The organism is Paenibacillus sp. strain BS8-2, assembly GCF_054483835.1.
This window is the reverse complement of the sequence record NZ_CM137010.1, coordinates 4561503-4574416: the sequence shown is the minus strand read 5'-3', so window position 1 is coordinate 4574416 and position 12914 is coordinate 4561503. Positions and strand designations below refer to the sequence as shown.

At 39.4% G+C, this 12914-nt stretch carries 11 protein-coding genes; all 11 read right to left on the bottom strand.

Annotated elements, in window-relative coordinates; all coding sequences use genetic code 11:
• Window positions 1-123: 123 nt before the first annotated feature.
• On the bottom strand, window positions 124-519 hold the full coding sequence (locus ACX1C1_RS19750; protein WP_458953875.1) for an ADP-ribosylglycohydrolase family protein: 396 nt from the start codon (window positions 517-519) through the stop codon (window positions 124-126).
• 267 nt (window positions 520-786) lie between these two features.
• Window positions 787-2091: an IS1380 family transposase gene (locus tag ACX1C1_RS19745; protein WP_458953874.1), complete on the bottom strand. Its 1305-nt coding sequence runs from the start codon at window positions 2089-2091 to the stop codon at window positions 787-789.
• Window positions 2092-2181: 90 nt separating this feature from the next.
• Window positions 2182-2694, bottom strand: a complete 513-nt coding sequence (locus ACX1C1_RS19740) for a phosphorylase family protein (protein ID WP_458953873.1) — start codon at window positions 2692-2694, stop codon at window positions 2182-2184.
• A gap of 253 nt (window positions 2695-2947) precedes the next feature.
• On the bottom strand, window positions 2948-3100 hold the full coding sequence (locus ACX1C1_RS19735; protein ID WP_458953872.1) for a hypothetical protein: 153 nt from the start codon (window positions 3098-3100) through the stop codon (window positions 2948-2950).
• Between the two features lie 332 nt (window positions 3101-3432).
• The gene (locus ACX1C1_RS19730) at window positions 3433-4077 is read right to left on the bottom strand and encodes a hypothetical protein (RefSeq protein WP_458953871.1); all 645 of its coding nucleotides are present in this window, start codon (window positions 4075-4077) and stop codon (window positions 3433-3435) included.
• Window positions 4078-4757: 680 nt separating this feature from the next.
• Window positions 4758-5399: a HEAT repeat domain-containing protein gene (locus ACX1C1_RS19725; RefSeq protein ID WP_458953842.1), complete on the bottom strand. Its 642-nt coding sequence runs from the start codon at window positions 5397-5399 to the stop codon at window positions 4758-4760.
• A gap of 826 nt (window positions 5400-6225) precedes the next feature.
• Entirely contained in the window at window positions 6226-6678 is a 453-nt protein-coding gene (locus tag ACX1C1_RS19720) for a GNAT family N-acetyltransferase (RefSeq protein ID WP_458953870.1), read from the bottom strand.
• Between the two features lie 223 nt (window positions 6679-6901).
• The gene (locus ACX1C1_RS19715) at window positions 6902-7324 is read right to left on the bottom strand and encodes a hypothetical protein (RefSeq protein ID WP_458953869.1); all 423 of its coding nucleotides are present in this window, start codon (window positions 7322-7324) and stop codon (window positions 6902-6904) included.
• 1002 nt (window positions 7325-8326) lie between these two features.
• Window positions 8327-9115: a hypothetical protein gene (locus ACX1C1_RS19710; protein WP_458953868.1), complete on the bottom strand. Its 789-nt coding sequence runs from the start codon at window positions 9113-9115 to the stop codon at window positions 8327-8329.
• Between the two features lie 1327 nt (window positions 9116-10442).
• Complete coding sequence (locus ACX1C1_RS19705) at window positions 10443-11135, bottom strand: hypothetical protein (RefSeq protein WP_458953867.1); 693 nt, start codon at window positions 11133-11135, stop codon at window positions 10443-10445.
• Between the two features lie 209 nt (window positions 11136-11344).
• Window positions 11345-11902, bottom strand: coding sequence for a histidine phosphatase family protein (locus ACX1C1_RS19700; protein WP_458953866.1), 558 nt, complete (start codon window positions 11900-11902; stop codon window positions 11345-11347).
• Window positions 11903-12914 lie beyond the last annotated feature (1012 nt).

Genomic DNA, 12914 nt, shown 5'->3' with positions numbered 1-12914 from the left:
GTTGCCTCTTCATGTGGGGAAGGGGAGTTTGCAGCCTTTTTTCGAGAACAAACCGAATTTCGATAAAATCAATACCCACACATGGAACTTATTCCCTGTTTGTCCCATGTCAAAATCTTAATTCTATAGGCTTTCGTAATTCAGGTTTAAAGCTTCCTCCAATGATTGACTTGCAAATCCAATCGGACTCACTCTCATTGCAGATCCATTTCCAAAACTCTTATAAGGTTTAGAGGTAGAATTTTTTGCCCATTCCTCAAACTTTTGTCCATAACCGGCATTAGGAAAATGCGAATAGTAATGACGCAGCATATTTGCATACAATTTCTTGCACTCTACATAATCTACGAATTTGTTTTGATGTCTCTTCCTACTTAATATGGCATCGGCAATGGCCACTGTCAAAACAGTGTCATCAGTGAACCTTGTAAATCTGCTATACATACTAAATTCTGTGGACTTATTATTATGCCATTCAAATACTGAGCCGATTACATCACCAATAATGGCACCTAACATTTTGTTCTCCTTTCATTCCTTACTCTATTAACCTAAATGTCTTATGGCCTCGCGATCTTTTTAATTTTGATTATTTAATGCTTCTTCAACCTGAATTACGAAAGCCTATAGAATTAAGATTTTGACATGGGACAAACAGGGAATAAGTTCCATGTGTGGGTATTGATTTTATCGAAATTCGGTTTGTTCTCGAAAAAAGGCTGCAAACTCCCCTTCCCCACATGAAGAGGCAACGGCATTTTCCAAGACTAATTATGGGATTATTCATTATTCCAGTAAAATACTTTTTCGTTCCATTTGCAGCCACGCCCATCGGTTTTGGAACGCTTCCGCCAACTTTAAGGTCAACTGGCGACCGCTTCGTACGAGCACGCCTGCACAATGAATGAACTCTCTGCGAAAGCGTTGGATGGTAAACGATCGATGAATCGGATCGCAGCATTGTAGTTTGAAACGTTCAAACAGATTGTAAGCCAAAAGCTTAAGCAGAAGGTCAATCTCGTTGGCAGCAAACGACTGTGTCGGAATACGATGAATCGCGAAGCCATTTTTGCCTTCCTTGATGTAGTTCTCCATGCAGCAACGCTGGTTGTAGAAGCGCCATACATCAATGGCCTCCCACGCCTCAGTGGTTACCATTGCTTCATACTGCCAGAGAAGGTCCAGTTCAAGCTGAGGATGATCGTCCGCATATCGCTGCATCTTACGAATAACAGCCACACGCCTTGTCTTGTCCCAAGTTGTAGCTTTGTAATACAGGACGACGCCTTCGATGATCCAATCCTCATCATCGACGAAACGAGTCCAGTGCTCGCATGCATGTACTTGCTCGGCGAGACGGTTCGTCCATTTCAGCTTGCCGACATAGCCGATGGACTTGAATTCCCAGAACGCATAAAAGTCTTCGCCGCCAAAGCCCTTGTCGAATCGGACATGACTAATTTTTCGTTCACTCAACAGTTGGAGCGTTTGCTCAGCAAACGGAAGGACATCCGTGGAGCTGCTTGTGTTACCTGATCGGAGCATGGCATTAACGAGAAGCCGTGATTGTCCTTCAAAGACGAGAAGGGGATGATAGCTCTTACGTCCTCGCTTATGACTGTTGACGCCAACAGCGGCGCCTTGTTGATGACCATAAACGGTTTCTACGGATGAATCCAAATCGAGAATGGAACGTTCGGGAAGCGCCGGAGCAATGATGTCGAAGTTGAGCGCGCGCAAGTTAGGTAAGAAGGATTCCTGTGACTTGCCAAAGCGAAGCAACTCCTTGTTCAATAACGTATGATGAGGCAAGCGGCCGCCAAGTGCATGACGAATAAGAGCATCCTGCTGCAGCAATTTAAAATGAAAGAGACGTTCGCATCCGAGCAACCAGCCTATTATGAGATACTGAAGGATGCGATGGGTAGGGAATAAAGCATTGGCTGCTTTTGAAAGACCCAGGGTCTGAAAAGCCTCGCCCAAGCCAATTGTTTCGAGAAAGGCCAGGACCACCTTGCTGCCTGCAAAATTTGTTGCATTTCTCATAGAAAATTCCGTTTTCAAGTTCGTGATTTTTGTGTTAGACTTCACCTTATGGGTGCTCCTCTCTTTGGGTGATGTTGTTCCGACAAACACCATTCTACCAAAGATTGGGGCGCTTTTTCTATTTTCTAGACAAGGCTACTTTCGTAATTCAGGTTTACTTGTTTCTTCTTTTGTGATCAGTAATAGCTCGTCACTACAATGTAATGATTTTTTATCGTTTTTATATGTATAACTAGTTCCATCTGTAACTAATGATTTTGTTCCAATTACTAAGTCGCCTTTATTAAAATTCATATTAATAGACCCGGCAGCCCCGTATCCAATAACGTATTGAACACCAAGATATGAAAGCTCCTCTACTAATATTGCAGCTTGAGGACCACCCCAACTAAGTCTTGTTATTATTCCAATTTTAACTTCATTGATTTCACATTCAAATACTTGATTCTTAGTTTCATGTGCATCAATTCCATAAAAGACTTTAAATCCATCTAAGGGCTTAGCATTAAAGCATTTTACAATTGCATCACAACCAATAAAATCTCGAAAACAAAGAATTGCTATTTTCCAATCTGGCTTAGGATAATTAACAAATCGATTTGCCATAACAATTTGAGGGCTTAGATACCTATCTTCTAACTTGTCCATTTATTCACGTCCTTTATTTTTTTGATTTGCGGGGATTTCTTATAACGTTTCGTATATTCACGACGCCCGGCGAATGCCGGGTGTGTCCACAGCAACCACTTCTCTGAAGCCGCTTCTGGGACCGAGGGCGTATGCCCGATGCGTGAATATGGTGTTAGGTGATGTCCCCGACTTCTTGAGATACTCACATATATTCTTATAAACCTTCATTTATTTACCCTTTGATTCTTTTGTTGTCAAATCCAGTTCTCACTTAATTAGATTTCATTTCCCTTAACTTTTGATTTATATCATCTAATGATCTTTGAATTGATTCCATTCTCCTTAGTCCTGAATATTGATTTCCTATGATCCCTGCCAATCCTATAACAGCAACTATAGTTATTAATATCAATAAATAATCCATTAAATTTATCTCCTTCTTAAAACAGTAGTTCAAAATCTATTTTTCTTTTTGATTGCTCTGATTATCAATAAAAGTGCAAGTCCTCCAAGCACCAGAGGGAAGAGAATTATTACCACTAAAAATAATGGAATATAATCATAAGTCATCAAATCAGTCCTTTTTGATTTATAAGCATTCGGGGATTTCACCTAACGTTTCGTATATTCACGACGCCCGGCGAATGCCGGGTGTGTCCACAGCAACAGCTTCCTTGGAGCCACTTCTGGGACCGAGGGCGAATGCCCGATGCGTGAATATGGTGTTATATGATGGGGATGTCGTCGAAGCGTTACTTACAAATAATCTGCAATGAATCTATTAACACCGTTTTTCATGTCTTCAACATCTTCAACTTTATACTGATCCCACTTTCCATGTGCAGCATTATTTCTAATATCTGCCCATGCAGTAATTCGTTTTTGAACTCCAACACTATATAAATTAGCTTTACATAGCTCAGCATTCATCCGGTCAAGTTTACCAACCGGTATTAAATTTCTGTTACATAATTCTTTTAATGATGTTTCTAATACTATTCCGATTACTACTGCCGCGGGATCTTTATATCCTGCAATCATTAATTGTTCAGCTTGTTCAATAACACTATCTAATACTTCTATACTTACTAAAGATCTCAGATTAAATACGTAACCACCTTCATAATCATCTTTGGCTGATCTAAATATGCCATTACATATCTCAAAGTTAGTATATGTGCCGTCTGCCCCATCATACTTTTGTTTAAAATTTTGATAGTGAACACTTGTTTCACCAAATATATTATTGAGAAGATTCATCACTGAAATCGCCCACTCATGAAATAATTTGTGGTCTATTCTTCTAAATCCCCAATCATCTTGCTTCAAAGTTGCATTTACTGCATGTGCTTTAGATTCGAGCTCTTGTAATCGTTTAAGAACTAATGCATCCATCTTCATTTGAGAACCCTCCATTTTTTAGATCTCCAGCCCTTTCATATAACGTTTCGTATATTCACGATGCCCGACGAAGTCGGGTGTGTCCACAGCAACCACTTCCTGAAGCCGCTTCTGGGACCGAGGGCGAAAGCCCGATGCGTGAATATGGTGTTATAAGATGTCCCCGACTTCGAAGCGCTGTCTACTAAAATCTTTGTTTATGTATTCATTATTAATTTATTGTTTCGGGTAATTTTCCAGATATGTATTTAAGTCTATGACTGTCCAATATTCTTTTTTCATACGATATTGTATACATTTTATTCACTTCTACTAGTTTTGATATATCGATTGGTATCTTAATTGTCCTTTCTCTATTACTTAAATTTTTTATAGTTATTTCATTTTTACTTACTTTTTCAATTGTAACGACCTCCATAGTTGATGAACTGAACGAACTCCATAAAACACTTAATACAACTAATATCAAAAGCACAAATACACTTCTTTTATATGTATCCGTCATTAGATTCTCCTTTGTATTTTGATTTTTTGAGTCGTTTCGGGGATTTCTTATAACGTTTCGTATATTCACGACGCTCGACGAAGTCGAGTGTGGCCGGCTGCTATTGCTCCCCTGCTAATTACATCTGTCCGGACCGAGGGCGTAGCCCGATGCGTGAATATGGTGTTAGATGAAGTTACCGACTTCCTTGGTCGTTCCCGCGTTCAGTTCTAATTCTTTGAGTAGCATTTCTAATAATGATGGAATTACTCTGTTCACTATCTTTCAGATATTCAAAAAGTTTTTGGGAATTTATCATGTGTAATACTTCTAATGCAGCAATTCTCTGATATTCATAACCTGTTGAATATGCTTCAAGTGCCAGCTCTTCTGCATATTTAGATTTCATGGATCCTAGAGCTAATAAAGCTCTTCTTCTGACATATTCGTTAGAGTCTTGCCAATATGATCTGACTAGTTCTTCAATTTCTTGATTAGTGTCAGATAGTTTACTTACATAATACACAAGCTGCCATCGAGTATCGTGATCAGGATAATGTAGTCCACGATTTGCTAGATGTACAAGAAAATTAGGGTGTTCTATCAATAACTCCACTAGATATTCTCGTTCATTATCTCGCCCAATAAGATATAAAAACGCATCTATTATTTCTTGACTACAATGTTCATAATTATTGGTTTGAAGGAAAATATCAAACGCATTTATTAATTCCATCCAATGAGGATAGTCCGTTTCCCAATCATTAATATGATCCACTGTTCTCGACCATGAAACAAATTCATTATAATAATTCATTATTTTAAAATCGTTTTTCATCTTTGATAACCTCATTTAATGATTTCGGTAATTTCATCTAACGTTTTTGTATTCACGAACCCGAAAGGCTTAAGCAGCGGATCTGGTCGAGCGAAGCGACCAGATTGCCGGGTGGCTCCGCCACTTAGCCTTGCAGGGTTGTCCGGCTGACTATGCTTCCCTGTTAATGAATCCACTTCTTCGAAACCACTTCTTCCTACTTCGGCCGGACCAAGGAGCGACAGCGACGCAGCGTGAATACGGTGTTAAGTGATGTTCCCGCCTCCACTGCGATACTTTCAAATACTCTTGATTATTAATTCGGGTTTGTTCTTCAAATACTCACTTAATATTCAATTCGATTTTGATCTTCCAATATGATCTTAAACAGATGAACTTGATCTTCAATATGCTTTCGATTTTCAATATGCTCGTAAATATATGCTCTAATATCCAATACGCATTTAGTCTTCAATTATGATCTTAAACAAGTGACCTTCATCTTCAATATGCCTTTAAACATCTATACATCTTTTACCATATGCCCTTGAACTTTATCACGCTTTTGATTTTCAATTATACTTTTGAATTTCAAATTCGATAATGATGAGTAAATAGGACGATGATAAAAATAAGCTCTGGAACTTAAATGCACTTGCGGGAATTTCACTTAACGTTTCGTATATTCACGACGCCCGACGAAGTCGGGTGTGTCCACAGCAACTACTTCTTCGAAGCCGCTTCTGGGACCGAGGGCGACAGCCCGATGCGTGAATATGGTGTTATACGACGGACCTCTTGAATTACTTACAATGCTCAAGTCTCTTCTTCATTCAAATCTTCAATTCTATTTTCTTAAATTCTCTATTCTCATGTTTGTATAATATGTTTTAAATCCAGCTCTCCTCCAAAATCTTTGCCCGTTTGGATTAGATTCTAATACATCAATTTCTATTCTCTTTACATCTCTAAATCGTACTGTCTTTAATAATTCAATTCCAGCAATTCCATATCCCCTATTTCGAAATTCTTGTCTTATAAAATATTGTCTCAAATAAACTCGTTTGCTTTCTCCTTTATATTCTTCATCATGAAATTGGTACAATGCATAGCCAATTATCTTTGTTTCACTCATGACTAGATCAATTTCCCAAGAGCTCATGAGGAATCCAGTCATTCGTTCTTCTAGTTCTTTAATTCCCATTGGGTTTGAACTTTTCTCATCTTCTATAAGCTGCTTGTTCATTTCAGCTAATATTCTAAGATCGGAGATTCCAGCACTTTGTAAACGAAGAGTCATGATTCCATCACCTCAAAGTAATTAAAACTATTGGCTCTTAATACTGCTTCGGTCTGTCGTATAACGTTTCGTATATTCACGACGCCCGGCGAATGCCGGGTGTGTCCACAGCAACCACTTCTTCGAAGCCGCTTCGGGGACCGAGGGCGTAGCCCGATGCGTGAATATGGTGTTATCCGATGCTGCTTGGTTCCTGAAATACATTCAAAAATTCACTTAGATCTTAATTTCCCTTGAACTGCCGGGCATACTTCGGATCCGAATACTCTTCGTTAATTCTCTTAAATTGGCAGGCTTGCTTCGGTTCCGAATATGCTTCGATAATTCTCTTAAACTGCCGAGCTTGCTTCGGTTCCGAATATGCTTCGACAATTCTCTTGAACTGCCGGGCTTGCTTCGGATCCGAATACGCTTCAATAATTCTCTTGAACTGCCGGGCTCGCTTCGGATCCGAATACACTTCGATATTTCTCTTGAACTGCCGAGCTCGCTTCGGATCCGAATACGCTTCGATAATTCTCTTGAACTGCCGGGCTCGCTTCGGATCCGAATACACTTCGATATTTCTCTTGAACTGCCGAGCTCGCTTCGGATCCGAATACACTTCGATAATTCTCATATATTGCTTGGGCTGTGATAATTCCAACCGATATCAATCATATATTCTTTAAGTTCTAGCAGTTTCGGATAACGTTTCGTATATTCACGACGCCCGGCGAATGCCGGGTGTGTCCACAGCAACCACTTCTTCGAAGCCGCTTCTGGGACCGAGGGCGTAGCCCGATGCGTGAATATGGTGTTATCCGATGCTGCTTGCTTCCTGAAATACATTCAAAAATTCACTTAGATCTTAATTTCCCTTGAACTGCCGGGCCTACTTCGGATCCGAATATGCTTCGATAATTTTCTTGAACTGCCGGACTTGCTTCGGATCCGAATAAACTTCGATAATTCTCTTGAACTGCCGGACTCGCTTCGGATCCGAATACGCTTCGATAATTCTCTTGAATTGCCGGGCTCGCTTCGGATCCGAATATGCTTCGATAATTTTCTTGAACTGCCGGGCTCGCTTCGGATCCGAATATGCTTCGATAATTCTCTTGAACTGCCGGGCTTACTTCGGATCCGAATACGCTTCGATAATTCTCTTGAACTGCCAGGCTCACTTCGGATCCGATTACGCTTCGATAATTCTCTTGAAGTACGTGGGATGAATATACGCAACCGGTATTAATCACTTGAAGTAACACTAATTTTATTCTTTAAGTTCTTGCAGTTTCGGATAACGTTCTTGTATTCACGAACCTTCACTGCCTTAAGTGACCGAAGGAAACGGCCGCAACGCGGTTAGGCAGTGCAAGGTTGTCCGGCTGAATTAACTTCCCTGCTACTGATTGTTCTTCTTCGAAACCTCTTCTTCCTGCTTCGGTCCGGACCAAGGAGCCGGAGGCGACGCAGCGTGAATACGGTGTTAGGTGAAGTCTCTGGCTTCCTCGAATTACCTTCATAAGTTTTGATCTTTATTAATTTTATCTAATTTCTGTTGTGATCTTGATATAGATCATCTAATGGACTTTGAATAATCTCCATTCTTTTCGGTTCCATCACAACTCGTCTGTTACAGTTGAAGTGAAAGATTATGGCTGAATTAATCACCTTCAGGAAATTCGGGATACGGCTCTGTCCAAGTCAATCCCTGAAAAACACTCCAATTACCATTTCGATTATCAATAATAAAGTGGAAATTCTCATATTTCTGATTGGATAAACGATCTCCATTAAAGGACAGCTGAACACTATAGGTCTGAGCATCAGATATCGTTGTGTGTTCAACCGGAATACCATCGGAATATTTCGCTATAACGTCGACACGCTTGTTCTCCATCCCCTCCACCGACTCACCATCAGCTAAAAAGATATCATAATAGGTAATGCCCTCCTGTTTGGCGATATTCTCCCAATATTTACGAAGAAGGCGATTATATTCAGATTCACTTATGAACTCGCCAGTGCTAATAATTCGATACCCAAGAATTCCATCAACTGGATCAATTTCTTCCAGTGTATAAATAACATTATCCCATGCGTCAGGGCCGAATTGGGTAATTACAAGATTATGTTGTTGAACGGCAACAGAAACATATTGATCTTCACGGACCGTGGTGCTATCAACCTGGCTAGGTAATGCAGATGATTCTGTTCCCATGCCAGGCAGCTCGATGTTGATCGCATTGTCTCTTTTTGTTTTTGTAGGATCTCCAATCTCCGATAGATATGAAATATATTCTTGAATTATTTCTTCCTTCCCCATGGTTGGCGTCTCAATTGAAGCTGGCATTTTACAAGCAGAAACCACAACGATAGCCATTACACATATGCAAACCGCAAATATGGTAATCGCTTGCCTGGCTTTATATAATACTGTAGGTTTTTTCACTATGAAACCTCCTCGGTAACAAATTCATAATCTAAAACCTTTTTTGAAAATTTCAATTTATTAATAGTGTTTCAGGGATTTCACCTAACGTTTGTGTATTCACGACGCTCGACGAAGTCGAGTGTGTCCACAGCAACCTCTTCTTCGAAGCCACTTCTGGGACCGAGGGCGTAGCCCGATGCGTGAATATGGTGTTATATGCTGTCGGGGCCTTCTTGAATTACTTTCAAATACCTTTGTTCTTCCAATATTTTTTGTCCTTTGATATCCTACATCTTTGATTTCTTTCGATTCAATTAATCCCTACATTCCCTTCATATTTTTAATTCTTTCCATCTGTTCAATCATTTCATTTCCTTCAATTTTTTAATTACTCTGATTACTTTAATTCTTTATATCCCTTAAAATCTCTGAGTTTCTTCGATTCCTTAATTCAATTACGTCATTTAATTATTATGATCCTTTTGATATCTTTGAATCTTTTGGTTTCTAGGCTTCCAACGTTACGTTGTAACACGACAACTACAACTTTTCAGTTCTCCAACAAACTATGAATTGAAATTCAAAATTACTCTTGATCTGCCCCGATTGCATATAACGTTTGTGTATTCACGACGCTCGACGAAGTCGAGTGTGTCCACAGCAACCTCTTCTTCGAAGCCACTTCTGGGACCGAGGGCGTAGCCCGATGCGTGAATATGGTGTTATATGCTGTCGGGGCCTTCTTGAATTACTTTCAAATACCTTTGTTCTTCCAATATTTTTTTGTCCTTTGATATCCTACATCTTTGATTTCTTTCGATTCAATTAATCCCTACATTCCCTTCATATTTTTAATTCTTTCCATCTGTTCAATCATTTCATTTCCTTCAATTTTTTAATTACTCTGATTACTTTAATTCTTTATATCCCTTACAATCTCTGAGTTTCTTCGATTCCTTAATTCAATTACGTCATTTAATTGTTATGATCCTTTTGATATCTTTGAATCTTTTGGTTTCTAGGATTCCAACGTTACGTTGTAACACGACAACTACAACTTTTCAGTTCTCCAACAAACTATGAATTGAAATTCAAAATTGCTCTTGAACTGCCCCGATTGCATATAACGTTTTTGTATTCACGAACCTTCACTGCCTTAAACGACCGTAGGGAGTGGCCGCGACGCGGTTAGGCAGTGCAAGGTTGTCCGGCTGAATTATCTTCCCTGCTACCGAATTATCTTCTTCGAAACCACTTCTTCTACTTCTGCCGGACCAAGGAGCGATAGCGACGCAGCGTGAATACGGTGTTAGATGATGTCCCGGACTTCGAAGCTCTATCCTACTCAATCTTTCTTTTCTTTGTGATATTTCTCTTTTAATCGAATCGATTCACTTAAATGATGCAAGTTATGGAAATTGGCAGGCATATATAATAATCCTGCAACAGCGTTACTTCCCCAAAAGTCTAATATATTCTTGATCTCTTCCTTCACTCCGCCTTGATTAGCAATTCTCTGCAAATCCGATTTCCGAATCGATCTGCTTAGATCAGAAAATTGCAGTTCATTCATTATTGATTTCGTACTCTCTCCAACTGTGTTCCGATAGTTTCTAATTTCTATCATATTTAGATTAGCACTTAAATCTTCCATTTCACTTGAAGTAAGCGCATTCCCTGTATGAATGATGGAGCAATTTAATCGTTCTTTCCATTTGCCTTCCAGAAATATCTGATTCCGTTGCCCAATCAAAACATTCATGGTCATATCTTCAATTCGTGACATGTGAAAGATGCTCCATGCAATTGTGACTCTTTCTTGGCTTAATAAAGTTCTAAAACATTCTTCATTCATGTTATTCCATAAGTAATCATCCAAAGTTTCTTCAGTATTATCCATTGTAATTTGAGATGAATGAACGTTTGCATGTAGTTCCTTCAACAAACTAATAGATTCTTTAAATTTCTGTTCTACAAAAATGATGCTTTCTAAATAGCTCATTTTATCTTTCCATTGTTGGATTTGTACATTCGTCATCAAAACAACTCCTGGAATAAATTTGGTTTTGATTTATACGCCCTTCCGGGATTTCATCTAACGTTTCGTATATTCACGACGTCCGACGAAGTCGGATGTGTCCACAGCAAATACTTCTCCGAAGCAGCTTCTGGGACCGAGGGCGTATGCCCGATGCGTGAATATGGTGTTAGCTGATGCCATTGCCTTCTTTGAGCTGCTACCAAAAATCAATTCCATAATCTTTGTACATCCTTTAAGCTATAATCATTAAATTGAAGTTTATATATATCCGGCATTGTGGTCGATTCCCAAAACTCATTACCAAATTGATTATCAAAATAATTCATCATCAGCGTCATGATATCCCCGTGGGATCCGATTACAATATTCTTGCCTTCATATTCTGTTAAAATAGTCTTCAATTCTTTAATTGCTCTTAATTGTGCTTCTTCACTACTTTCACCATGATTATATTTATATTGAAAGTTTGAGTATAATTTTTGTTTGGCTTCTTTGAATGACACTTCTCCAATCTCACCTAGCGTTCTTTCTTTGAGCCCTTCAAACAAAATTATTTCTTTCTTTAAATCCGTTGCCAGAGGTTTTATTGTTTGAATTGCTCTTTCATATGGACTGGATATTACGATGTCGATCTCAGTATCACTTAATATGTTTTTAACCCGAAGAGAATCCAGTACTCCATTCTCTGATAATCCTCTTGTTCGTTCCATATCAGCGATATATGGCGATTCCGCATGTCGAACAAAATATACAATCGTCTTCACTTCTTCGAACCACCTTCTTATTAGCTTTGCAATGGTTTCAGCTAACGTTCTATGTGTTCACGACGCCGAAAGGCTTAAGTTGCCTTTCAATCAAGCGCAGCGATTGGAATTGCCGGGTGGCTCCGCCACTTAGCCTTGAAGGTGTGTCCGGCTGATTCTTCTTCCCCGATTTTTCTTCGGCCGGACCGAGGAGCGTTAGCGACGATGCGTGAAAACGGTGTTATCTGCTGGATCTGCCCCACTTCTCCGAATAAAGACAGGACGTCGACCCTCAGCTCTTATATTCCCTATATCTCTTATCATCTTTTATGATCTTTTCAATCTCGGCTTCTTCGAACAGACTTACTCAAACTAATCGTGTTGAATGACTTTGATGTCTTTGATGTCTTTGATGTCTTTGATGTCTTTGATGTCTTTGATATCTCTGATGTCTTTGATGTCTTTGATGTCTTTGATATCTCTGATGTCTTTGATGTCTTTGATGTCTTTGATGTCTTTGATATCTCTGATGTCTTTGATGTCTTTGATATCTCTGATGTCTTTGAAGCCTTATATATCTTTTAGTTTCTTAAGTCTAATATGTCAATTATGTTTTTTCTTTCTTTGTGTTTTACGTCATTTATGGGTTTAAAATGTTTAATATGTTTTATGTCTTTTTGCGGTTCAACATCTTTATGGATCTTGCTACTATGGTTTACTTCGAGCAACAGGACGTTGCGGATGATATACTTACAAATCACTTGGGGCAGATCTTGCAGATAACGTTCCATGTGTTCACGACGCCGAAAGGCTTAAGCTGCCTTCCAATCAAGCGAAGCGATTGGATTTGCCGGGTGGCTCCGCCACTTAGCCTTGCAGGTGTGTCCGGCTGATTCATCTACTCCGATTTTTCTTCGGCCGGACCAAGGAGCGATAGCGACGATGCGTGAAAACGGTGTTATGCGCAGTTCCGCTTCTCCGAGCTACTTCCAAAAGTCTCAAATAACAATACGGCAGAATCATCAATGAATAG

Coding starts and splice junctions, on each gene's coding strand:
- ACX1C1_RS19705 (WP_458953867.1), bottom strand. CDS start 11,135: ATGACGAATGTACAAATCCAACAATGGAAAGATAAAATGAGCTATTTA.
- ACX1C1_RS19750 (WP_458953875.1), bottom strand. CDS start 519: ATGTTAGGTGCCATTATTGGTGATGTAATCGGCTCAGTATTTGAATGG.
- ACX1C1_RS19730 (WP_458953871.1), bottom strand. CDS start 4,077: ATGAAGATGGATGCATTAGTTCTTAAACGATTACAAGAGCTCGAATCT.
- ACX1C1_RS19740 (WP_458953873.1), bottom strand. CDS start 2,694: ATGGACAAGTTAGAAGATAGGTATCTAAGCCCTCAAATTGTTATGGCA.
- ACX1C1_RS19725 (WP_458953842.1), bottom strand. CDS start 5,399: ATGAAAAACGATTTTAAAATAATGAATTATTATAATGAATTTGTTTCA.
- ACX1C1_RS19735 (WP_458953872.1), bottom strand. CDS start 3,100: ATGGATTATTTATTGATATTAATAACTATAGTTGCTGTTATAGGATTG.
- ACX1C1_RS19720 (WP_458953870.1), bottom strand. CDS start 6,678: ATGACTCTTCGTTTACAAAGTGCTGGAATCTCCGATCTTAGAATATTA.